This is a genomic window from Nocardiopsis sp. NPDC101807 (genome assembly GCF_044766605.1).
GTDB lineage: Bacteria > Actinomycetota > Actinomycetes > Streptosporangiales > Streptosporangiaceae > Nocardiopsis > Nocardiopsis tropica.
Genome location: NZ_JBIWMK010000010.1, coordinates 207,596 through 231,290 on the forward strand (window position 1 = coordinate 207,596; position 23,695 = coordinate 231,290).

The 23,695-nt window shown below is 76.4% G+C and carries 12 protein-coding genes; 5 read left to right on the forward strand and 7 right to left on the reverse strand.

Going from position 1 to position 23,695, the window contains the following annotated elements:
* Positions 1–267 precede the first annotated feature (267 nt).
* The gene (locus ACIRPH_RS27520) at positions 268–1,401 is read left to right on the forward strand and encodes a heme A synthase (protein WP_402919415.1); all 1,134 of its coding nucleotides are present in this window, start codon (positions 268–270) and stop codon (positions 1,399–1,401) included.
* Here the strand turns inward: ACIRPH_RS27520 and ACIRPH_RS27525 are convergent.
* The gene (locus ACIRPH_RS27525; RefSeq protein ID WP_402919417.1) at positions 1,328–2,623 is read right to left on the reverse strand and encodes a PrsW family intramembrane metalloprotease; all 1,296 of its coding nucleotides are present in this window, start codon (positions 2,621–2,623) and stop codon (positions 1,328–1,330) included. The genes ACIRPH_RS27520 and ACIRPH_RS27525 overlap by 74 nt on opposite strands.
* Positions 2,624–2,851: 228 nt before the next feature.
* Here ACIRPH_RS27525 and ACIRPH_RS27530 point away from each other — a divergent pair, with 228 nt between their 5' ends.
* Positions 2,852–3,253: a hypothetical protein gene (locus ACIRPH_RS27530; RefSeq protein WP_402919419.1), complete on the forward strand. Its 402-nt coding sequence runs from the start codon at positions 2,852–2,854 to the stop codon at positions 3,251–3,253.
* 272 nt (positions 3,254–3,525) lie between these two features.
* On the opposite strand, the gene ACIRPH_RS27535 is transcribed toward ACIRPH_RS27530, so the two are convergent.
* The 6 genes from ACIRPH_RS27535 to ACIRPH_RS27560 all read right to left on the reverse strand — a co-directional run bounded on the left by ACIRPH_RS27535 (position 3,526) and on the right by ACIRPH_RS27560 (position 18,009).
* A complete protein-coding gene (locus ACIRPH_RS27535; protein WP_402919421.1) occupies positions 3,526–5,478 on the reverse strand; it encodes a hypothetical protein in 1,953 nt (650 codons plus the stop codon).
* Positions 5,479–5,758: 280 nt separating this feature from the next.
* Positions 5,759–9,631, reverse strand: a complete 3,873-nt coding sequence (locus tag ACIRPH_RS27540) for a DUF5682 family protein (protein WP_402919422.1) — start codon at positions 9,629–9,631, stop codon at positions 5,759–5,761.
* A gap of 5 nt (positions 9,632–9,636) precedes the next feature.
* Entirely contained in the window at positions 9,637–10,779 is a 1,143-nt protein-coding gene (locus ACIRPH_RS27545) for an AAA family ATPase (RefSeq protein ID WP_402919424.1), read from the reverse strand.
* Positions 10,780–10,957: 178 nt separating this feature from the next.
* Positions 10,958–15,814: a hypothetical protein gene (locus tag ACIRPH_RS27550; protein WP_402919426.1), complete on the reverse strand. Its 4,857-nt coding sequence runs from the start codon at positions 15,812–15,814 to the stop codon at positions 10,958–10,960.
* Positions 15,811–16,704 carry a DUF4132 domain-containing protein gene (locus ACIRPH_RS27555; protein ID WP_402919428.1) on the reverse strand — a complete coding sequence of 298 codons (894 nt, stop codon included), beginning with the start codon at positions 16,702–16,704 and terminating at the stop codon, positions 15,811–15,813. The genes ACIRPH_RS27550 and ACIRPH_RS27555 overlap by 4 nt, the downstream gene beginning before the upstream one ends.
* Before the next feature lie 339 nt (positions 16,705–17,043).
* Entirely contained in the window at positions 17,044–18,009 is a 966-nt protein-coding gene (locus tag ACIRPH_RS27560; RefSeq protein ID WP_402919430.1) for a heme o synthase, read from the reverse strand.
* Positions 18,010–18,679: 670 nt separating this feature from the next.
* Here ACIRPH_RS27560 and tkt point away from each other — a divergent pair.
* The 3 genes from tkt (at position 18,680) to zwf (ending at position 23,670) form a co-directional block, all read left to right on the forward strand.
* Complete coding sequence (gene tkt, locus ACIRPH_RS27565) at positions 18,680–20,773, forward strand: transketolase (RefSeq protein ID WP_402919432.1); 2,094 nt, start codon at positions 18,680–18,682, stop codon at positions 20,771–20,773.
* Positions 20,774–20,857: 84 nt separating this feature from the next.
* A complete protein-coding gene (gene tal, locus ACIRPH_RS27570; RefSeq protein ID WP_402919434.1) occupies positions 20,858–21,964 on the forward strand; it encodes a transaldolase in 1,107 nt (368 codons plus the stop codon).
* Between the two features lie 143 nt (positions 21,965–22,107).
* On the forward strand, positions 22,108–23,670 hold the full coding sequence (gene zwf / locus ACIRPH_RS27575) for a glucose-6-phosphate dehydrogenase (RefSeq protein ID WP_402919575.1): 1,563 nt from the start codon (positions 22,108–22,110) through the stop codon (positions 23,668–23,670).
* The last annotated feature ends 25 nt before the right edge of the window (positions 23,671–23,695 follow it).

The window sequence follows — 23,695 nt, forward strand, 5'->3', positions numbered from 1 at the left end:
GGCCGGCGCGGCCCGCCCGCGTCGGCCCGCCCCCGGGCGGTGCGCCGGAGGCGGGGGGGGGGGGGGGGGGGGGCGGGCCGCCCCCCCCCCCCCCCCCCCCCCCCCCCCCCCCCCCACGGCCGTGATCGGGGCCGCCGCAGCGGCGCCCGCCGGACGGCCCCCGGGCGGAACGCGACCACAGCCTCCCCCCATGACCCCCGTCACCTCGCATTTCACTGGAGGCACCCCGGTGCCACAGTGGTCGAAGGAAGTACTACGCTCTGTCGTATGTCTGATCTCCCGGCCGCCGCGACGCTGGCCCCGAACACGCTCCCCCCGCTCGCGGCGGAGGACATCATCCTTCTCGGCGCCCCCCTGTGGGCCTGGCAGGTCGCCGTGGCCGTCGCCGGGGTGCTCGCCCTGGTCCTCCTGGCCCGGACCATCTGGAACCCGACCCCGAGGTCCCTGCGCGCCTGGACCCTCGGCAACATCGCGGTCAACGCCGGGATCGCCGTGACGGGCGCCACCGTCCGCGTCACCGAGTCCGGGCTCGGCTGCTCGGAGTGGCCCAAGTGCACCCCCGAGAGCTTCGTGCCCATCGACACGGGACACGCCGCCTTCAACGCCGCCGTCGAGTTCGGCAACCGGACGCTCACCTTCGTCGTGCTGGCCGTGGCCGTCATCACATTCATCGCCGTCATGCGGATGTCGCCGCGCCGCCTCGACCTGGTCCGGATGGCCGCCATCATCCCGTTCGGCGTCCTCGGCCAGGGCGTCGTCGGCGGCATCACCGTGTGGACCGACCTGCACCCCGCCTCGGTCGCCACGCACTTCCTGCTGTCCATGGTGATGACCTTCATCACGGTCGCCCTGTACGTGCGCTGCCGGGAGCCCGAGGGCAAGCCGCAGGTCTCCGTCGGCCCCATGCTGCACGCCATCAGCGTCGGCCTGGTCGTGATCGGCTTCCTCCTGCTGGTCGCCGGCACGGTCGTGACCGGCTCCGGCCCCCACGGCGGCGACGCGGCGGCCCCGCGCTTCGGGTTCGACATCCCGGTCGTCACGCGCATCCACTCGGCGCTGGCCTGGCTCACCCTGGTCGGGGCCCTGGCCGCCACCGTCATCGCCTTCCGGAGCGGCGCCCGCCGCCCCGTCCGGATCAGCAGCGCCGCCCTCGTGGCGATCGTGCTCCTCCAGGGGGTCCTGGGCTACACCCAGTACGCCCTCGGGCTCCCCGAGGCGCTGGTCGTCCTGCACGTGCTCGGCTCCGCCCTGACCTGGGTGGCCGTCTCCCGGCTGTACTTCTCCACCAGCCGCCTGGTGCCCGTGGGGGAGGTCGTCGACGACGGCCTCAACCGAGGCCCGGAGGGGCCTGCTGGCCGTGACGGGGGACGTACTCCTGCTGGCTCCTCGCCTGCGCTATGACGTGGGCGAAGTCGGCCCGGCGCAGGAACCCCGAGTCGGTCGGCTTCTCCGCCCAGCCCGGGGTGACCGGCTGGGGCACCCGCCCCAGGAAGGTGTCCCGGGCCACGTGCATCAGCGCCAGGAAGGAGTCCCTGCGGACCTTCCAGTCCTGGCGGGCCGACCCGGCGTCCAGCCTCTGGTGCAGCAGCGCCAGCTCGGTCGCGGCCAGCTGGTACTCCTTCATCGCCGTCCGCCCCCGCCGGCCGGCGTTGCGCCCCGCCCACTCACGGGCCCGGCGGCGCCCCTGCATGGAGCTGAGCATGGTGATGTCCGCCGGTGTGACCAGCCCGGTGGAGATGTAGGGCGGCAGGTACCGGTCGATGGCGCCGATCTGCCCCCGCCGGTCGCGCGCCGCCAGCGCCAGGACGCCCATCAGCACCGCGAACAGCACGACGTAGGCGACGGCCAGGCCGGTCCAGCCGAAACGGGTGGACGCGTTCCACATGCCGTGCAGCAGGACGGCCAGCGCCCAGCCCCCGACCGGCGCCAGCAGGCGCAGGCGGCCGGTGCGCATGGCCGCGTAGGCGACGCCGATGCCGATCATGGCGGTGTAGACCGGGTGGCCGAAGGGGGCGATGACCCCGCGGATGGCGAAGGTCGCGACGAGGGTCCCGTCGAAGAACGCGCTGAGGAAGTACAGGATGTTCTCGGTGAAGGCGAAGCCGGTGGCGACCATCCCCGCGTAGACCACACCGTCGGTGAACGTGTCGATCTCGTGCCGTCTGCGCCACAGCAGGATCAGCAGCACCACGCCCTTGGCGCTCTCCTCCACCAGGGGCGCCACCACGGACGTCCCCAGGAAGCCGCCCAGCTCCTGCCCGAACAGCGGCACGGTGACGTGGGCCAGCCCCCAGCCGTTGAGCAGCAGCGACGCCACCACCGCCACGCCCGCACCCCAGGCGAAGGCGAAGAACAGCACCCAGCCGGGCTCGGGCTCGATCCGGTCGAGCATGAGGATGAGCGGCACGAGGATGCCGACCGGGATGACGGCGGCGACCAGGCTGACCCCGAACCCCACGGCGCCGTCGATGCCCGCCGCGGCCCCGCCCGCCATGGCGAGCAGCCACAGGTAGACGAGCATGCCCACCATGCACACCACGCTGACGGTGATGCCCAGGATGAGGGTGGTCGAGTAACGGGAGCGTCGGCCCTGGAGGATGGCCTTGCTGTCGAGTCGGGGCATGGGCACCGATCGTAGCGGGAACCGCGGCGACCACGTGTTTCGCCCCCGGCGGGAGGGGCGCGGCCCCGGGCGGGCTGCGCGAGACTGCGCGCGCTCCCGGGCGGCGCGGCCCCGGGCGGGCAAGGGGGGCGACACGCTCCGGCGGCGGCGCGCGGGGACGGAACGCCCCGTATGGGGCAGGATCGGAGTCCGCGAGTCGCGAGCGCACGAGAACGGAAGGGCCCCGCCATGGAACCGACCACCATGCCGTCCACCACCGCACCACCGCTCCTGTGGGCGATACGGGTGACGGCGCTCCTCCAGCTGGCCGCCGTCCTCTGGGAGGGCGCGACCGCCGGGCAGCTGGTGACGTTCAACACCGCCGCCCTGCCCCTGCACTACTACGGCGCGTTCGGGGTGCACGTGGCGGCGGGCCTGCTCGTGGTCGCGGCGGGCCTGTACTGGTACCGCTCCGGGGGCGGCCCCGGCCGCCCCCGCGCGATCCTCCTGACCGGCCTGGCGGCGTTCCTGCTCGGCTTCCCGCAGGCCGCGCTGGGGACCTACGGGCCGCTCCAGGCGCACGTCCCGCTCGCCCTGGTCCTGACCGGGGCCGCGGTGTGGGCGGCCGTGCTGGCCTGGCGCAGGCCCTGATCCGCGCGGGGCGGGCGCGTCACCGCCGCTTTCGTCGGGGCGCCCTCCCGGGAACGCGGGGCCCCCCCCCCCCGGGGGGGGGCCCCCCGGGCCGGGGGGGGCCCGGCCCGGGCCCGGGCCCCCCGGGCCCCGGGGGGGCCCCCGCCCGGGGGGGGCCGCCCCCCGCCGGGGGGGGGGGGCCCCCCCCCGGCCCCGCGGCCCCCCCCCCCGGGGGGGGGGGCCCCCGCGTTCCCGGGAGGGCCCGGACCGGGCACGGGCCCGCCGGGCCCCGGTCAGGCCGCCGGCCGGGGCGGACCGCCGACCCGTTCGGCCCACGCCAGGACACGCAGGTGCCGGTGTGCGGCCCCCAGGTAGGTCGTCGCGGCCAGCCACGCGCGGGCCAGGCGGTCCGGCGGGGGGACCACCGACTCGCCCGTGGCGGTGCGCCGACGCTCACGGGCCGCCCCGACCACCTCGCCGAGGACGTCGGCGGCGGTGGGCAGGTGGTGGCCCCGCAGCCGGGCGGGCAGCGCCGAGCCGTCCGGGGCGGCCTCCCGTCCCGCCTCGGCGATCCGGGCGAGGACCCTGGTCAGGGCGCCCAGGCCGGGGTCCGCTCCGGGCGGCTCCGTCGGCCGGGAGCGGGTCGGGTCCGCCGATCCGGCCGAGGGCAGGGTGTCCAGGGACAGGTTGACCCGCCCCTTCCAGGCGGCGGGCAGGGGCAGCCCCGGAGCGTGCACCGCCACCGGCACGAGGAACCCGGGCCGCTCGGGGACCGGCCGCGCCACCGCGCGCAGCGCGAGTCCGGGTTCGGCGGCCAGCCGGAGGAGGTTGCGCGCCCGGAGGAGGTCCTGGGCGCCGTCGGGCCCCAGGACCAGGGGGGCGCCGGTGGCCGCCTCCACGACCGCGGTCCCGCCCTCCGCCTCACCCGTGACGGTGAGGTCGGCGAAGACCAGGTCGTCGCCGGTGCGGTGGACGGGGGCCGCCTGCGCGGCGACGGCCGCGGCGACCTGATCGGCGAGGGGCCGCCCCCACAGCACCGCCAGGGGCTCCTCGTCCCAGGCGCATCCGGCGGAGACCGCCGCCGTCGTCGCGGACCCCCCGCTCAGACGGCCGTCGGCGCTGGCCGCGACCCGCTGGGCGACCATGCCCGAGCGGCCGAGGTCGCGGTGGCTCAGCGCGGACCCTCCGAAGGCGATCCCCGCGCCGTAGACGGCGGCGGCCCTGTCGGGGCCGCCGGGGGCGACGTCGCCGATCCTCCACAGGCGCGTCCCGCCGGCGAGGGACACGGCGTGGGTGACGACGCCCGCGTACCCGGACGCGGTGACGACGCGTTCGCAGCCCAGCCCGTACAGCCGCAGGGAGCCGACCTCGGTGTAGGAGCGGCGGCCGATGCCCACGTCCGCGAGGGTCGGCTCGGGACGGGGGCCCTCCGGTCCGCCGCCGAGCCGCCAGGACGTGTCGAGGAGCCCGGCGAGGGCCGCGGTGTACTCGGCCAGGGCGAAGGCCGGCGTGGCGTGGTCGCGCGGACCGGCGGCCACGGCGGTGCAGGCGGCGGCCAGGCGGGGCAGGCGGGCGGCGCGGGCCGTGGCCGCGGCCCGCAGGAGTTCGGAGCGCTGGGAGGAACCCGCCGCGCGGACCCCCGCCGCCAGGGTCCGGGCCCCGGCCGCCCAGGCGAGCGCGGCCGCGGCGCGGGCGTCGCCGTCCACGCCGGCCGGGGCCGTGAGGGGATCCGCGACGGGGTCCCCGGAGGCGCGGGCGGTCTCCGCGGCGCCGCTCCGGCCCGCGGACGCGGGGACGGCCGCACCGTCCGTCCCCTCCGGCCGCCCGCCCCGGCCGGACGGCGCGGGCGGCCCCGGTTCCCCGCCCTGCGGGGGGACGGCTCCGGCGGTCCGGTCCCCGGCGGGTTCCCCGGGCGGCACGGGGCGATGCGGCTCCGCGCCGGGCCCCGGTCCGTCCTCGCCGTCCTCGCCCGTGGGCGCCAGCAGGCCGACGACCGAGAGCAGGTGCAGGCAGCGGGGGCTGAGCAGGCAGGTGCAGACCGCCTGGGAGGACTCGGTGATCCTCGGGCCGGTCAGGGTCACGGTCTCGTTCCCCGCCCCGACCGTCCACACGGGGCCGTCCAGGCTCCAGTCCCACCCCTCGGCCGCGCGGGGGGCGGCGTCCAGCTTGCGGCGGACCCGGCCGGGGGCGGCCTCGAGCAGCTCGGCGAGCAGGCCCGGTTCGATGCGGGGGCGTTCGGCGGTCACCTGGGGTCCTCCTCGGACTGCGTGTGCGTACGGGACCGGACGGCCCGGCGGCCCCCGGTGGTCGGTCGGGCACGGTGGTCACGGCACGGCGGTCGGGGTCCGCCGGCGGGCCGGGGCGTGCGGGGTCCCCTCCGCGGCCCCGCCCGGCCGCGGGGCGCGGCGCCCCGGGGGCTCCCCTCCGGCACAGGTCCGGCGGGCGCGTCCCGCGGAGGGGTCCGGGGGGCGCCCGGCCCGCGCGGCACCGTCGTCGGGGCCCCGGCGGCGTGCCCGTCCCGGGCGCTCACCCCCGCACCTTCTCACCGATCCACGACGCCAGCTCCTGCGGGCTCAGCGACGCGACCGGCATGCCCGCGGCGACGAACTGCGCGGCGAGCGCCTGGTTGCAGACCGGCGCCCCCGTGTCGTCGAGGGCGGCGAGCCCGAGCAGGTGGGCCCCGGAGGCGGCGAGCGCGCGCACCTCGGCCAGGGTGCGGGACAGGTTCCCGCCCTCCTCGAAGTCGGTGACGAGAGCGACGATGGTCCTGCTGGGGACCCTGACCTTCGCCCGGGTGTGCGCCAGCCCCGCGCCGATGTCGGTGCCCCCGCCCACGGACACCTCCAACAGGAGGGACAGCGGGTCCGGCACCCGGTCGGTGAGGTCCACGACCTCCGTGGAGAAGGTCGTGAACGACACGCTCAGCGCGGGCAGGCCGTGCAGGACCGCCGCGACCAGGGCCGCGTAGACCGTGGAGCGCTCCATCGACCCCGACACGTCCACGACGATGTGGACGTGCCAGTCCGCGCTCCGCCGCGCCCTGGTCCGGAAGACCGGCTCCTCGGGGATCAGCAGCGGACCGTCCGGGCCGGGGCGGACCGTGCGCAGGTTGGCGCGGACGGTGCGGCCGAGGTCGAGCGGTCCGCCGCGCCGGCTGGTGGGGCGCGGCACGGACAGGCCCGACAGGGCGGGGCTCATGCGGCGCGCGAGCCGGCGCACCAGCTGCTCCGTGATCGCCGCGACGAGGGGGCGCAGCTTGGCCAGGCGCGCCTCGGGCAGCGCCCCGGCCAGCGAGAGCACCTGTTCGAGCAGGTCGACGGAGGCCGTGACCCGGCCGGGGTCGAGGTGGTCGAGGGCGTCGGCCCGGCCGCGCGCGGCGGCCCGGCCCAGCACCTCCTCGCGGACGGTGCCGCCGAAGAGGTCCTGGAGTTCCTCGTCCCACCGGCGCGCGGCGGGTTCCGGGCTCCCGTCGCCGCCCCTCGCACCGGGGCGGTTGGCGGTCTCCTGGGAGCCCTCACCGTGGCCGCGGCCGTACAGCTCGTCGAGTGCCGCCGACGCCCTGCGGGCCAGGGTCCCGCCGCCCCGGGGCCTGCGCCCGAGGACGAGCCGCCACCGGTCCGCGGCCCCGATGGCGTGCGGGGCGCCCCCGTCCGGGGCCGGCCCCGGGGGAAGCTGCCCGGCGGGGTCCGGGACGCCGGGGGGCGCCGCCGCGCGGGCCGTCCCGGGGCGCTCCGCCCCGTCCGCGTGGGGGACCGCTCCTGCGGGGGCGGACGGGCCGGCGCCGTCCCCCGTCCCGGCGGGAAGCGGACCGGAGGGGACGCCGGGTGCGGGCGTGCCCGGGCCGGGGGCGCCCGCGGCCCGGTGGCCGGCGGCCGGAGCGGCCGTCCCCGACCCCGCGGGGGCCGCGTCCGCACCGTGGAGGAGCCCCGGCACCAGGGACTCCAGGGCCGCTCGTGCGGCGGCGTCCGCGCCGGCCAGCGCGAGGGCCAGCGCCGGCGGCACCTCCAGGCGGGCGTCCACCTCGCCGATCCTCTCGGTGACCGCGTCCAGGAAGCGCGAGCGCGCCGCCGCCGACAGCGCCTCGAACCCCTCGCGCAGGGCGGGCAGCCGCGTGAGGAAGCCGGGGTCGGACCAGGCCTCCACACGTGCCGTGAGCGCGTCCAGGACGCCGGCGTCGGCCTCGACCACGGGGGCGGCCACGGTCAGGGCCCCCGCCAGGCGCAGGGCGAGCGGCCCTCCCCCGGCGGCCGCCTCCACCCAGCCGGCCAGGCGTGCGGCCATGTCCCCGGGCGGGAGGGCGCCCAGGACCATCAGCGCGGCGGAGGCGGCTCCCTGGGCGAGCGGCCCGCCGCTCTCGGCGAGCAGCCCCAGGTGCCACAGGAGTCGCTGGGACCCCATCGCACCGGGAAGCGGCGCCTGGTCCTGGACCAGGCGCACGACCCGCAGCAGCGCGGCGGCGTCCGCCGGGTCGGTGCTGCCGGAGACGCCCGGGACGGAGGCGACCGCCGCCTCGGCCAGCCGCACGCGCAGCAGGTGCAGGGGCTCGGGGGCCCGCGGCATGCCCGGCACCTGGCCGGAGACGACGCGTTGGACCCGGTCGTGGAGCTCCACGGCGTCGGACAGGCCCGCCCTCGGCAGCACCTCCTCCCGGACGCGGTCGCCCAGCTCGGCGGCCAGGTCGGTCAGGGCGCACTCGGCGGCCTGGGTGAGGAGGGCGCCGGCGGCCTCCGGCGTCAGGGAGCCCTCCCCGCCGTCCCCGGCGTCGCGGAGGCGTGCGGCGACGCGGCCGCGCGCGGCCTGTTCGAGGGTGGGCCCGTAGCAGGACGCGAGTTCGAGGGTGGCGCCGGTGGCCGGTGTCCAGCGCGCGGTCCACAGGCGGCCCAGGGTCTCCCCGTCGGCGGTGCGGCCGCCCTCCCGGGGTTCGGCGTAGGAGACGCCCGCCGCGTACAGGCGGTGGAGGACGATGTGGCGTTCGCGGTCGCGGCCGCCGCGCAGGGGGTCCAGTCTCATGTCCCGGCCCTCCTCCCCCGGGCCGGGCAGGCCGAGCCGGCGGAGGAGGGAGGCGGCGTCGGCGACCAGGCCGGAGACCGGGGCCCCGGGGGCGGGGGCGCCGCGCCGGGATCCGACCAGCTCGTGCTGGGCGGCACGGGCCAGGGCGCGGGCCCGGCCCAGGGGCTCGCCCTGGGCGAGTGCGCCGGAGAGGCCCTCCACCAGCTCGCGTCGGCCCGGGGCGGGCAGACCGCGCAGGGCCGCGAGGTCGCGGGCCATCCGGTAGGCGGCGGTCGTGTCGGGCACCCCGCACACGTGTCCGTCCGCGCGCAGGCGTCCGCCGATGGCGGCCAGGCGCCGGACGGCCGCGCGTTCGATCCCCTCGGGGTCTCCCCCGGCGGCGTGGACGTCCTGCTGCCACTCGGGGTCCCGGATACCGGCCGGATAGCCCGAACGCGAGTCCAGGAGGGCGAAGGTGTAGGGGATGAGGGCGGTGGAGAGCCCTTCGCCGGGCCGCTCCCCGGGCGCGGGGACGGTGATCCCGCCGGTGGGCGGGAGTCCTTCCGGCTCGGGCCCCCTCAGGAACGCCGCCGCGGCGGTGTCCGGCGCGCCGCCCGGGGCGCCCTCACCCGCCGGCCGGACCACCGCAGGCAGGGCGTGCGGGGGAAGGAGCGCGGCGGCGTGGAACGCGCCCACGACCGCCACCGGCCTTGCCGCGCCGATCTCGCCGACGCGGCGCCGCATCCAGGTCTCGCGGGCGCGGTCCCGGGCTCCGATCCCGCCCGCGCGGAGGGCGGCGGCGCGGTGCGCCCACCCCAGGGCGAGGGCCGCCCTGCGGACCCTCTCGGGGGCGGCGCCGTACGAGCGCGCCTCCACCAGCCGGTCCCACAGCTCCTCCCCGTCCTCGACGCCGGCGGCGCGCAGCAGCGCGCGGTCGGGCGCCGGGCCCTCGGCCGGACCGGCGTGGGCCTCGTCGACGGCCAGGGAGGCGGGCAGGTCCACGGCGTGCACGGGCACGCCCCGGGCACGCGCCCAGCGGACCGCCGCGAGCTCGGGCGAGAAGTCGGCGAAGGGGTAGTAGGAGTGGTCCCCCCTCCCCGCGTCGCCGAGCACGAGGGCGACCGGGGCCACCGTGTCCGGGTGGCCCAGCCACTCCAGCCACGGCCCGGCCTCCAGCGGGAGTTCGACGAGCACGGCGTCGGGGTCCGCCGCGTCCAGGAGCGCGGGGACCGCCGCGGCGAGCACGGGCGAGTGGTGGCGCACCCCGATGAGGAGGGGTTCCGTGCACGCCGCCAGGGCCTCGGGGACGGCTGCGGCGCCCGCCGGCCCGCAGAGGGCCTCTGCGGCGTCCGGCGCCGGGGCCCCGCCTGCGGCGGGCGAGGGACCCCGGTGGTCCGGTTCGTGGGACACGCGGATCACTCCCCCACGACGTGGCGCAGCTCGTACAGGCGCTTCCACAGCCGGGCCCCGTTCTCCGCCCGGTGGCGGATCGCGGAGTCCCAGTAGGCGAGCAGGCGCCCCTGGTCGTCGGGGTCGTCCTTGCGGACCGCTCCCAGCAGGTAGCCCGGGACGAGGGCGAGGGGGTCGGCCGCCCCCAGGTAGGCGGTCTGCAGCCCGAGGGAGGTGGTGACGCCGACGGCCTCGGCGGTGCTCATGACGGTGGTGGGCCGCTCCACGGGCCAGCCCTCGACGGAGGCTCCGGAGCGCAGGTCGCGGAAGGCGGTGACCAGCGCTTCGAGCACGGCGTCGTCCACGGGGAGCTCGTGGCCGTGACGGGCCAGCGCCGTGCCGGCCTGGCGGCGCACGAGGTCCACCTCGGCCTCCAGGTCGGCGATGGGCGGGACCACCTCGAAGTTGAAGCGGCGCTTGAGCGCGGCGCTCATCTCGGACACGCCCCGGTCGCGCAGGTTGGCGGTGGCGATGACGTTGAAGCCGGGCCGCGCCAGGAACTGGCCGTCGTCGGTGAGCTCGGGGACGGCCATCCGCCGGTCGGAGAGCAGCGAGACCAGGGAGTCCTGGACCTCGGGCAGGCAGCGGGTGACCTCCTCGACCCGGACGACGCGGCCCGTCCGCAGCGCCGTGAGCACCGGCGAGGGCGCGAGGGCGTCGACGGTGGGGCCCTTGGCGAGCAGGAGCGCGTAGTTCCAGCCGTAGCGCAGGTGTTCCTCGGTGGTCCCCGCGGTCCCCTGCACGGTGAGCGAGCCGGTTCCGCTGACGGCGGCGGCGAGGAGTTCGGACAGGAGCGACTTGGCGGTGCCCGGTTCGCCGACGAGCAGCAGGCCGCGTTCGCCCGCGAGGGTGACGACGCAGCGCTCGACGAGCCCCCGCTCACCGACGAACTTGGCGGGGATCTCCATGCTCGACGGGAGCCCGTCGACGGGGGCGGGCAGCCGCAGCGCGGCGCCGCCGCTGCCGACGACGAACGTCACGACGGCGCGGGGGGTGAGCCGCCAGCCGGGCGGGCGCGGCCCGGGGTCGTGGGCGGCGAGGAAGGCGAGTTCTCCGGCGTACCGGAGTTCGGCGGGCTCGATCTGGACGTCGGACGCGGTTTCTGGCACCGCTTCTCCTCGGGGTGGGTTCTGGTCGGGTCTGGCGGGGACGGGCGGGGCCGGTCCGCGCGGCACACGGTTCGGGGACGCCCGCGGCGTCCGGAGGGGCGCCCCGGCCTGCGGCGCGGGGGCGGCGGGGGGCGCGGTCCGCGGCCGTGCCCGGGAGGCGCGGCCGCGGACCGGCGGGCTACCGGCCGGGCCGGTCCCCGTCGCGGAAGCGTCCCCACGCCTCGGCGAAGAGGTCCGGCAGGGGGCGGGTGGCGTGGAACCTCACCAGCCGGCCCGAGGGCAGGCGGTTCCTCCCGGCGCCCAGGTCGTACAGCGGCAGCTTCCACGCCTCGTACGGCAGGTTGGGCGCCTTGGCGTCGGTCCAGGGACCGGGGACGAACACCGAGCGCCCCGACCTGGAGCGCTTGGCGGTCAGCACGAGGTCCGTCGCCGCCAGCTCCGCCTGGACCTTCTTGTGGCGTGCGGGGGTCCACCCGTTGACCGCGCGGATCCTGCGGTCGGTGGGTTCGAGCAGGGTCAGCAGCTGGAGGTACAGGCGGGCGGCGTCCGGCGAGAGCCCGAGCTCGGCGCGGGCCTCCTCCAGGACCCCGGGCGCCGAGGCGGCCGGGTCGTGCTCCTTGGCGCCCTCGGGCAGCTCCCCGGAGGAGACCCGCTCGGCCAGGGCGGCGAAGCCCTCGCTCAGCAGGAGCTCCACCTCCGCGAGGACCCCCTGCCCGCCGTAGCCCGAGCCGTCGGCCACCACGCTCCGCAGCACCCGCGAACGGACGTCCTGGCCCAGCCCGGACGGGCGGAACCACACCTGCACCACGCCGCGGCCGACGGACGTCAGCACGGCCACGCCGTTGTCGGCGCTCTCCGCGAACGGGGCGCCGCCCGCGGAGTCCCGGTAGGGTTCGCCCCCCGCCTCCTCCAGGCGCCGCCGGACGTCGGTGACCCACATCGCCCCGGCGCCGAGCAGCAGCCCGGGGGCGCTCAGGCGCTCCCGGACCGCGGCCAGGGTGGCGGGGACGCCCTCGCGCACCGGGTCCCCCGCGGGGAGTTCGGCGCAGGCCCACGGGATGAGGTGGGCGAGGTCGACGAGGACGGCGGACAGCCGCCCCGCCTCCACCGGTGTGTGGAGGAGCTCCGTGGAGTCGTGGTGGCGGCCCCGGGACAGCCGGAGCTCCGAGACGGCGTCGCGGGTCAGGGCCGCCTCCCCCGTGTGGTCGGCGAGGAGGCGCAGCCGCTGGAGGCAGACCCGGTCCAGCCCCGACGCCCCGAACGCCGTCAGGGTGGACTCCGGCAGGGCGGACCGGCGTCCGAAGCGGGCGTTCCACGCCCGGGCGACGCGTTCGGCGACCCCGGACACGCCTCCCGGCCCCCAGAGGGCGGCGATGCCCTCCGGGGTTTCGGGCAGGGCCTCGCTGTACAGGTCGAGCACGTCCTGCGCGGTGACGCCGGCGAACTCCTCCGCGGCGAACCGGGCGCCGACCGCCGACAGCCCCAGCTCGCGGCGGGCCAGGTCGGGGACCGCGCCCGCGCCGACCCTCCACGGGGCGCGCAGCAGCAGTTCCGCGGCCTCCGGGACCAGCCCGGTGTCCTCGGCGAGGGCCTCGGCGGCGCCGGGGTCCCAGGGGACCGGTCCGTGCTCGGCGACGGCGGCGGTGAACGCGGTGAGCTGGGCGGCGTCGCCCCAGGCCAGGTCGGCCCGGCGGCGCTCGTACCCGGCCTCGGGGGACTCCGCGGGCGGGGCCGCGCCCGTGCCCGCCTCCACGAAGGTGTGCAGGGTGCTGTGCTTGCCGAAGCGGGCCTCAGGGCCGGGGACCCTGGAGCGGAACCCCATGTCGGCCCGGCGGACCCCCTCCCCCGCCAGGGTCGTGAACTCCTCCCCGCCGACGACCCTCCCCGTCTCCACGGTCGCGCCGCGGTCGGCGAAGAGGGTCCCCGACCACCTCCGCAGGAAGTCCAGCAGGGCGGCCCGCTCGTCCTCGGCGACGCCGGGCAGGGCGGCCTGCCAGGCCAGGGCGCCGATCCGGCCGAGGAGGACGCTCCAGTCCGCGCTGGTGCGGGGACGGTCCGCGAGTTCCCCCGCGTCGGCCTCGCCCCGCAGGAACCGGGAGGTGGCCTCCAGGTGGGCCCTGGCGTCGTGGTCGCCCCTGCCCAGGTCGGGGAGGAAGCGGTGCAGGCCGCGGGCCAGGGGCTCCGACTCGGGCCTCCTCGGCGCGCGCTCCACGGTCCGGCGGGTCCCGGTGAGGTACTCGCCCAGCTCTGCCCGGATCCCGGCGGCCGAGTGCGCGAGCCCGGTGACGTTCCACACCAGGCTCGTGTCGGGGGCGGCCCCGTCCTCGGAGAGCAGTGCCCCGGCCGACTTCCGCGTGAGCTCGGTGCCCGGCGTCCTGCTCGCGCGCCGCTCCGACTCGGCCGCGTCCAGCAGCGGGCCCAGGTCGGCGGCGGACACGCGGCGCAGGAGGGCGGACGAGCGGGGGTCCCTCGCCGTCATGAAGTGCCAGAACACGGGTTCGGGGAGGTAGGGGACGCCCCACTTGGCGTTGCACTCGCAGGCGGTGCCCGTGTGGCAGCTCCAGATCTGCCCGGAGCCGTCGGCCGCCAGGAGGGTGGCGCCCCCGGCGCCGCTGAGCGCGTGGGTGGCGCCGCCCGGGGCGGTGAACAGGGCGGCCGGGGTGCTGGCGGCGTAGAGGTGGCGTCCCCTCCCGGCCGGGACGCGTACCTCGGCGGAGCGCCCGTCGGGGGCGGTGATCCGGAACGCGGCGCCCCCCGCGCCGCGGCCGAGTCCGACGACCGCGAACCCGGCGACCCCGTCGGCCGCTCCGAGGGGGGAGCCCTCCGTGGGCTCGTCCAGGGGGCCCAGCGTGCAGGCGTGTTCGAGCAGCAGCTCCCCCTCCGCGAGGGGCTGGTCCTCCAGGAAGGCGGGCAGGCTCCTGCGGCCCCGGTCCCCGGTGGCGGGGTCCGCCTCGTGCAGTCGGCCGCGGTCCAGCACCCAGTGGGTGCGGCCGTCGCCGAGCACGTGGCGGTCGGCCTTGCCGGGGTCGTCGCCGGCCCGGACGGCGCGGTGGCCGCCCATGCGGGCGCCGTCCGCGGTGAGCTGGGCGATGCCCGGGCTCCCGCCTCGCGACCCCCAGGAGTGCACGGCGGAGCCGTAGCCGGGGAACGTGAGCACGGTGTCGGGGTCGGTGGTCCAGTAGCCGCGGTTCTCGTAGTCGACCCGGTAGACGACGAGGAGGGCCCCGTCGGCGTACACGGCCCGGACGTCCTTGGCTCCGGCCGGCAGGCGGGGGGTGTGCTCGGCGACCCTGCCGCGCGGCCCGACCGCGATCACCTTGGCGACGGAGGCCAGGGTGAGGACGGGCCAGCTGGCGGTGCCGCTGATCCCGGGCCCCTTGCCGGTACCGGTCGCGCCGAGCTCCCTGGCGGCCTCCTCCAGCGCCTCCCAGGCGTACTCGCCGACGATGCCGGCGCGCAGGGTCGCGGCGAGCGCCGCGGCGACGTCGACGGACTCCAGCTGGGCGAGGCGGTCGGGGAAGGCCCGGAAGGCGTCGCCCCCGACCTCGGACCTGAGCTGCTCCAGGTGGATGCCGAGCTGGGCCAGGGCCGTCCCGCCCATGGCGCCGACCAGCTCTCCGAGCCGCCGGTCCACATAGGGGTGCAGGTACTCGTAGGGCAGCAGCTCGTCCAGGACCCGGCTGTGATGCCGGCCGTACCCGGCGGCGGAGGCGGCGAGCACGGGCTCCCACACGGGGTCGGCCCGCACGTGGGCGAGGTCGCGCCGGGGGGCTCCGCCCCGGTCGACCACCCAGGACTCCAGGTCCAGGGCCGCCTCCTCCGGCGGGAGCACGGGCACGCCCAGTTCGAGGCACATGTCGAGCAGCACCGGGGAGACCTCGCCGCGGAACCGGCTGCCGCGCCCTCCGAGGCCGACCGGGTCGCCGTCGGCGCGGAGGCGGTCGGCGAGGCGCGGCACCAGTTCCAGGAGGCGGCCCGGAACGCTCCGCCGCCAGCCCCGGCAGTGGGAGACCATCCGGGAGAACCAGGCCGCGGCGCCTCCGGGGACCGGCCGGGCCGGGTCGGCGAGGAGGTCGACGGCCCCGGCGTCGTCGAGCATCTCCAGCCACCACTGCTGGAACGCGGACCCGCCGGAGACGAAGAGGCCGAGCAGGGCGCGGGCGGCGTCCCCGTCGGAGCGGCCCAGGGCGACCAGGCCCGGCCGCGCCGCCCTCCAGAAGCCCTCCGGGGCCGAGGACGTGGCGGGCACGGTCAGGAGCTCCCGCAGGACGGCGGACTCCTCCTCGGCCGGGTCGAGTCCAGCGGCCCCGGCGAGGGAGCGGATCTGCTTGGGCAAGCCGGTCCAGGGCGGCAGCCCGCCCAGGGTCCGGCGGACGCTGAGCTCGCGGAACTCCGCGTAGGCGCGGGCGGGCTCGTAGCGCGCGGCGAGTTCGGCGGCGTGCCCGGCCAGGGCCTTGACCGTGAGGGCGCCGGCGAAGGCGAACTCCAGGAAGGCCTCCCGGCGGGTGGCCTCGTCCACGGGCAGGCTGTAGACGCGTTCGGCCTCGCGGGCGCGGCCGAACATGACGGCGGCGGTGCGTGCGTTGCCGGCCGCGACGAACGCGCGGCCCGCCTGCTCCCAGTAGGAGGGCAGGTGGTGCAGGGGCACGCCCTCGGCGATGCGCGCGAACTCGTCGGAGGCCGGTCCGGGACGGTTCGCGGCCAGGCGGGCCGCGCGTTCCATGGGGCGGACCAGGGCGAGCGCCTCGGCGCGGCGCTCCGGGTCGTTGACCAGCGCCCACTCGGGGTAGCCGAGGCCGCGCGGGCGGGCCAGCGCCAGGGGCTCGGAGGCGTCCTCCACGGTGAAGCCGAGGAAGTCCAGGGCCGCGTCCTCGGCGGGGGCGAGGGTGTCGGGGACGAGTCGCACGACGGTGCGGCCGCCCAGCATCGGGTGGGTGTAGGCGCGGGCGCGGACGGCGTCGGTGGCGCCGTCGGCCGTGGCGTCCAGGGGGGCGAGGCCCGCTTCGAGGAGGCCGGTGCCGGGGGTGGTGGTCACGACTGCGTCGTCTCCTCTTCGGTGTTCCTGCGACCCGCGTGGATCAGCTCGGCCATGCGGATGCCCTCGGACCAGGCGATGGGGCCGACGTCGCCGAGCCGGAGGGGGCGCTCGGCGTCGTCGACCCACAGGAGCCGGCCGGTCTCGGTCTCGTAGTCGGGCGCCTCGGAGCCGATCCAGTAGCGGGCCTGGACCTGGCGCCCCCGCTCCGTGACGCGGCAGACGGCGTAGCCCCCGCGGACCGTGAACCCGTACCGCTGGGCGCGCCCGGTGGCGTGGCGCAGCTGGTCGAACTCCCCGCCGGAGTAGTCCTCGACGGCGGTGGCGCCGGCCTCGACGGCGTCGGGCTTGCGGTGGATCGCGCGGGTGAGCTGCGGCAGGCGCTGGGTGATGCCGAGTTCGAGGGCGAACTCGCGGACGTCGTCCAGGTCCTCGAGGAGGACGGGGTGGGCCGGGACGACCCGGTCGGCGTCGAGCCAGACGCTCTCGGCGTCCAGGTCCAGGACGCCGATCCGGCCGCGGTCGTCCACGCCCCGCAGGAAGCCGCCGTCGCCGCCCCCGGCCGGGACGACGAAGAGGTCGGTGAGCAGTTCCCGCCATGCGGGGTCGGCCCACACGCGGGCGATCACGGAGGCGGGCACGGGGAGGGAGCCCAGGAGCCAGGACTCGACGCGTTCGACGCACTCGCGCTCGTGGCGTTCGAGCCGGAGCAGGAGGCCGCGGAGGTGTTCGGCCTCGGCGGACTCGCGCACCTTCTTGGGGACGGTCTTGAGCCTGCGGCCCTTGGCGTTGCGGCACACGAGGGAGGAGCCGTCGAGGGCGAGCGCGTAGCCGTCCGGGCCGTCTGTCCAGACCAGGTCGGCGGCAGGGGGTGGGGAAGTCGTTGCCATGGTGAGGTTATAGCGGTGACCGGTGACAACGCGGGACACAGCACCCGTAGGCGCCCCCTTCGCCACGAAGGGTGGCGTGTCCGTGCACCGTGTGTCATCCCCCGCGCGGCCGGGTCCCCCGGGACCGGCCCCGCCCCCGTGCCCGCCGCCGTGCGCCGGTCCCGCGCGTGCGCGCCGACGGGAAGGGCCGAGGAGGGGGCCGCCCGGGACAGGCGCCGGTCCCGCGCGTGCGCGCCGGCGGGGGCCGGGCGGCCGACGCCCCGCACGGCCGGGGCCGCGGACAGCACGGTGGCGCCGCCCCCGGGGGGGGGGGACGGCGCCACGTGTGCGTCGGCGGGGTCAGCCCAACGCGTTCGCGATCAGCGGGTCGACGGTGACCGCCACGAACAGCAGCGCCAGGTAGGCGTTGGACAGGTGGAAGAAGCCCATCGTCTTGAGCTGGGCGCCGGTGACCCCCGCGCGGGAGCGGCTGAGCAGGCGGTGCGCCTGGAACACCAGCAGCGCGCCGAGGGCGACGGCGACCGCGCCGTAGAACCAGGTGGTGCCCGCCACGGGCCAGAAGACGACCGACACGACGGCGGTGGCCCAGCTGTAGAGCACGCACTCCAGCAGGACCCGGCGGTCGCTGGCGACCACGGGCAGCATCGGCACCTTGGCCTGCGCGTAGTCCTCCCGGTAGCGCATGGCCAGCGTCCACGTGTGCGGCGGCGTCCAGAAGAACACGACCAGGAACAGGACGAACGGCGCCCAGTCGAGGCTGTCGGTGACGGCCGCCCAGCCGATCAGCACGGGCATGCACCCGGCGATCCCGCCCCAGACGACGTTCTGGGCCGTGCGCCGCTTGAGGAGCAGCGTGTAGACGAAGATGTAGAACAGGATCGCGAAGACCGACAGCGCGGCCGACAGCAGGTTCACGAGGAGCGCGAACCCGACCGTGGAGCCGACCGCGAGCACCAGCCCGTAGGTGAGGGCGCCCCGGGGGGTCACCAGGTCCATCGCGCCGGGGCGCTGCCTGGTGCGACGCATCTCACGGTCGATGTCGCGGTCGATGTAGCAGTTCATCGCGTTCGCGCTGGCCGCCGACATCGTGCCGAAGAGGAGGGTGGCGACCGCGGTCCACAGCGGCGGCACGCCTCCGGCGGCGACGAACATCACCGGGATGGTGGTGATGAGGAGGAGTTCGATGACGCGGGGCTTGGAGAGCGCCACGTAGGCCTTGACGTACTCGCCCGTGGTGGCCCTGCGGGGGGCCCCGGGTTCGCGTCCGTCGGGGGTGGTGCCCGGTACGCGGTTCGTGAGCGCCATCAGTGCCGCGTCCTCACGGCCGGACGGCTCGCTCGCGTCCCCACGGGGGGTACCGGCTCGGTTTCAGACACGCGGATACCTCGACAACTCTCGGGATTTCGACACTGCTCGCCACGCGGGGCCGAGCGGACCGACAAAGCGTCAGGAACGGCGAAAACCCCGTCAACGACATACTGTAGTACTTCCTCGCGGGGACCGTGGACCAGCCCCCTCACAACGAAAGGCCCTGGTCCCGGCTGCGCGGATCGCACACGGGCCGCCGGGTGTACAGAAGGGTCGCACACGCCCCGTCGCTCATCCAGCCTGCCACGCGCCGGGACCCCCGGGCACGGGCCTCCCCCGGCGCACGGCCCGCGCACCGCCGGACCAGCGGTGCTACCACTCGGTAATGAGAGGTGTCGGGCAACGACATCCCGGGGCGCGGACGATAGGCTCGAACACGGCCGAACCCGTCGTGGTCTCCCGGCCGCGGCGGCCGTCGCCGGGGGCACCACCGATGACGCGTCCGCGCCTTGACAACCGCAGCGCGGCCCGCCCTCCCGCACCCCTCACGGCCCGTCCCTCCGTCGGGCCCTCCCGGGGTGCCCGGCGCCGCCGACGACCAACGCAACCGACGCACCCAGCCCGCAGACCGGGCGCCAGGGGTGCCCGAGAAGGAGAACGAAAGTCCGTGAACGCCCACACCCCGCAATCCCTGGAGTGGTCGGACCTCGACCTCCGCGCCGTCGACACGGTCAGGGCGCTGGCGATGGACGCGGTAGAGAAGTCGGGTAACGGACACCCCGGCACCGCGATGAGCCTGGCTCCCGCCGCGTACCTGCTGTTCCAGAAGGTCATGCGCCACGACCCCGCCGCGCCCGACTGGGTCGGCCGGGACCGGTTCGTCCTGTCGATCGGCCACTCCAGCCTCACCCTGTACATCCAGCTCTACCTCGCCGGATACGGGCTGGAGCTGGACGACCTCAAGTCCCTGCGCCAGTGGGACAGCCTGACCCCGGGCCACCCCGAGGTCGGCCACACCGCGGGCGTGGAGACCACCACCGGCCCGCTGGGCCAGGGCGTGGGCAACGCCGTCGGCATGGCGATGGCGGCCCGCCGCGAGCGCGGCCTGTTCAACCCGGACGCCGGCCCGGGCGCGAGCCCGTTCGACCACCACGTCTACGCGTTCTGCTCCGACGGCGACGTCCAGGAGGGCGTGAGCCACGAGGCGAGCGCCCTGGCCGCCACCCAGAACCTGGGCAACCTCATCATGATCTGGGACGACAACCAGATCTCCATCGAGGACGACACCCGCATCGCCCACTCCGAGGACGTGGCCGCGCGCTACCGCGCCTACGGGTGGCACGTGGAGGAGGTCGACTGGACCTCCACCGGCTCGTACGTGGAGGACGTCGACGCCCTCTACCAGGCGATCCTGCGCGGCAAGGCCGAGACCGAGCGTCCCACCTTCATCAAGCTGCGCACCGTCATCGGCTGGCCCGCGCCCAACGCGCAGAACACCGGCGCGGTCCACGGCGCCGCCATGGGCGCCGACGAGATCTCCGCCACCAAGCGCATCCTCGGTCTGCCGGACGAGCCGTTCGGGGTCCAGGACGACGTCATCGAGCACACCCGCAAGGCCCTGGAGCGGGGCGGCGAGGCCCGCGCCGAGTGGCAGACCGCCTTCGACGCGTGGCACCAGGGCGCGGGCGAGCGCGCCGAGCTGTTCGACCGCCTCGCCGCGGGCAAGCTCCCCGACGGCTGGGAGGAGGCCCTGCCCACGTACGAGCCCAGCGAGAAGGGCGTCGCCACCCGCAAGGCCAGCGGTGACGTGCTCTCGGCCCTGGCCCCGGTGCTCCCGGAGCTGTGGGGCGGCTCGGCCGACCTGGCCGGGTCCAACAACACCACGCCCAAGGGCGAGCCGTCCTTCCTGCCGTTCGAGCGGGCCAGCAGCAAGTTCCCCGGCAACCCGTACGGGCGCGTGCTGCACTTCGGCATCCGCGAGCACGGCATGGGCTCGATCCTCAACGGCATGGCGCTGCACGGCCCGACCCGCCCCTACGGCGGCACCTTCCTGGTGTTCAGCGACTACATGCGCCCGGCCGTCCGCCTCGCCGCGCTGATGAAGCTGTCGGTCACCTACGTGTGGACGCACGACTCCATCGGCCTGGGCGAGGACGGCCCCACCCACCAGCCGGTCGAGCACCTGTGGGCGCTGCGCGCCATCCCCGGCCTCGACGTGATCCGCCCGGCCGACGCCAACGAGACGGCCGTCGTGTGGCGCGCGGTCATGGAGAACTCCGGCCGCCCGGCCGCGCTCGCCCTGACCCGGCAGAACGTGCCCGTCCTGGACCGGTCCGAGTACGCCCCGGCCGAGGAGGCCGTCAAGGGCGGCTACGTGCTGGCCGAGGCGACCGGCGGCTCCCCGGAGGTCATCCTGCTGGCGACCGGCAGCGAGGTGCAGATCGCCGTGGAGGCCCGCAAGGTCCTGGAGGAGGCCGGAACGCCCACCCGCGTCGTGTCCATGACGTGCGTGGAGTGGTTCGAGGACCAGAGCGAGGAGTACCGCGAGAGCGTGCTGCCGTCGTCGGTGCGCGCCCGCGTGTCCGTCGAGGCCGGCATCGCCATGGGCTGGCGCTCCTACGTCGGCGACGCCGGCGAGTCGGTGAGCCTGGAGCACTTCGGCGCCTCCGCCCCGTACCAGACCCTGTACGAGAAGTTCGGCTTCACCACCGAGGCGGTCGTGGAGGCCGCTCGCAAGAGCGCCGCCAGGGCCGGACGCTGACAGCGCGGGTCCCGCCGCCGCCCGGCGGGACCCGCTCCCCTTGTGCGAGAGGGCGGCAACGCCCGTGAGGAAGGCGCGAACACCATGAGCAACCCACTCCAGGACCTGTCCGAGGCAGGCGTGTCCGTCTGGCTGGACGACATCAGCCGCACGCGGCTGCGGACGGGCAACCTGGCAGAGCTGATGTCGACCCACAAGGTCGTCGGCGTCACGTCCAACCCGAGCATCTTCGACAAGGCGCTGTCCGAGGGCGACGCCTACGACGAGCAGGTGAGCGAGCTCGCCGCGCGCGGCGTCACGGTCGAGGAGGCCGTGCGCCTGCTCACCGCCTACGACATCCGCTGGGCGGCGGACACCCTCCGCCCGGTGTACGACGCCACCGACCGCGTCGACGGCCGGGTCTCCCTGGAGGTGGACCCGCGCATGGCCATGGAGACCGAGCGCACGGTCGCCGAGGCCAAGGCCCTGTGGTGGCTGGTCGACCGCCCCAACCTGATGATCAAGATCCCCGCGACCGCGGAGGGCCTGCCCGCCATCACCCGCGTGCTGGGGATGGGCATCAGCGTCAACGTCACGCTGATCTTCTCCCTGGAGCGCTACCGCCAGGTGATGGACGCGTTCCTGGAGGGCATGGAGCTGGCCCGCGCCAACGGCCACGACCTCTCCCGGATCCAGTCCGTGGCCTCGTTCTTCGTCAGCCGCGTGGACACCGAGGTGGACAAGCGGCTGCGGGCGATCGGCACCGAGGAGGCCACGGCGCTCCTCGGCCGCGCCGCGCTCGCCAACGCCCGCCTGGCCTACCAGGCCTACGAGCAGGTGTTCGACGGCAAGGAGTGGAAGGCCCTGGAAGCGCTCGGCGCCAAGCCCCAGCGCCCGCTGTGGGCCTCCACCGGCGTGAAGGACCCCGCCTACGAGGACACCCTCTACGTCACCGGGCTGGTCGCGCGCGACACCGTCAACACGATGCCGCAGGCCACCCTGGACGCCGCCGGCGACCACGCGGTGGTCACGGGCAACACCGTGCTCGGCAGCTACGCGCAGGCCCACGCCGACTTCGCCGCCCTGGAGGCGGCGGGCGTGAACCTCACCGAGGTGTTCGGCCACCTGGAGACGGACGGCGTCGCCAAGTTCGTCGCCTCGTGGGAGAGCCTGCTCGAGGGCCTCTCCGAGAAGCTGGCCGCCTCGGCCTGAGGCGTCCCCCCGGCCCGCGGCCCGGGCGGGACCGCCCCGGCCCCGTCGCCGCCCGCGCCCGCGCCCCCGAGGCGTGGGCGCGGGCGGCGGGCCACCGCCCACCGGCCGCTCTCAGAAGGAAGAGACCTGTGAAAGAACCGGTGATGCCCGGAGCGGTACCCAACCCGCTCCGCAACGCCCTGGACCGCAGACTGCCCCGCATCGCCGGCCCCAGCGTGCTGGTGCTGTTCGGTGTCACGGGCGACCTGGCCAGGAAGAAGCTCCTGCCCGCGATCTACGACCTCGCCAACCGGGGGATGCTGCCGCCGGGCTTCGGCCTGGTGGGGTTCGCCCGCCGCGACTGGGAGGACCAGGACTTCGCCGAGCAGGCGCACGAGGCCGTGCGCAAGTACGCGCGCACGCCGTTCCGCGAGGACGTGTGGCGCCAGCTCAGCGAGGGCGTCCGGTTCGTGCAGGGCGACCTGGACGACGACGACGCGTTCGACCGCCTGGCGGAGACCGTGCGCGAGCTCGACACGGTGCGCGGCACGGGCGGGAACTACGCGTTCTACCTCTCGCTGCCGCCCAAGCTGTTCCCGACGGTGGTCAAGCAGCTCAAGCGGTCCGGCCTGGCCGAGCCCGGCGAGGACGACGGGCCCGCGGGCGGGGGCCTGAAGGTCACCCCCTGGCGCCGGGTGGTGATCGAGAAGCCGTTCGGCCACGACCTGGAGAGCGCACAGGAGCTCAACGCGGTGGTGGACGACGTGTTCCCGCCGTCGTCGGTGTTCCGCATCGACCACTACCTGGGCAAGGAGACGGTCCAGAACATCCTGGCGCTGCGCTTCGCCAACACCCTGTTCGAGCCCCTGTGGAACCGCAGCTACGTGGACCACGTGCAGATCACCATGGCCGAGGACATCGGCGTGGGCGGGCGCGCGGGCTACTACGACGGGATCGGCGCGGCCCGCGACGTCATCCAGAACCACCTCCTGCAGCTCCTGGCCCTCGTCGCCATGGAGGAGCCGATCTCCTACAGCGCGGACGCGATCCGCGCCGAGAAGGAGAAGGTCCTGGCCTCGGTGTCGCTGCCGGAGGACCTGGGGACCGGGACCGCCCGCGGCCAGTACGCCGCGGGGTGGCAGGGCGGCGCGGCGGTGCGCGGCTACCTGGAGGAGGAGGGCATCCCCTCCGACTCCGTGACCGAGACCTACGCGGCGCTGAAGCTGGCGGTGGACACCCGCCGCTGGTCGGGGGTGCCGTTCTACCTGCGCACCGGCAAGCGGCTGGGCCGGCGGGTGACGGAGGTGGCCCTGGTGTTCCAGGCCGCCCCGCAGCAGATGTTCCCGCGCACCGACGTCAGCGAACTGGGCCAGAACGCCCTGGTGCTGCGCATCCAGCCGGACGAGGGCGTCACGCTGCGGTTCGGCTCCAAGGTGCCGGGCGCGAGCATGGAGGTCCGCGACGTGAGCATGGACTTCACGTACGGGCAGTCCTTCACCGAGGCCAGCCCCGAGGCGTACGAGCGGCTCATCCTGGACGTGCTCATCGGCGACCCGCCCCTCTTCCCGCGGCAGGAGGAGGTCGAGCTCTCCTGGCGCATCCTCGACCCGGTCGAGGAGTACTGGGCCGAGTCGGGCCGGCCCGAGCAGTACGGCTCGGGCACCTGGGGCCCGGAGTCCGCCGAGAACCTGCTCGCCAGGGACGGCCGCCAGTGGCGGCGCCCGTGAGCAGCCACGACCACGCGGGGAGGAA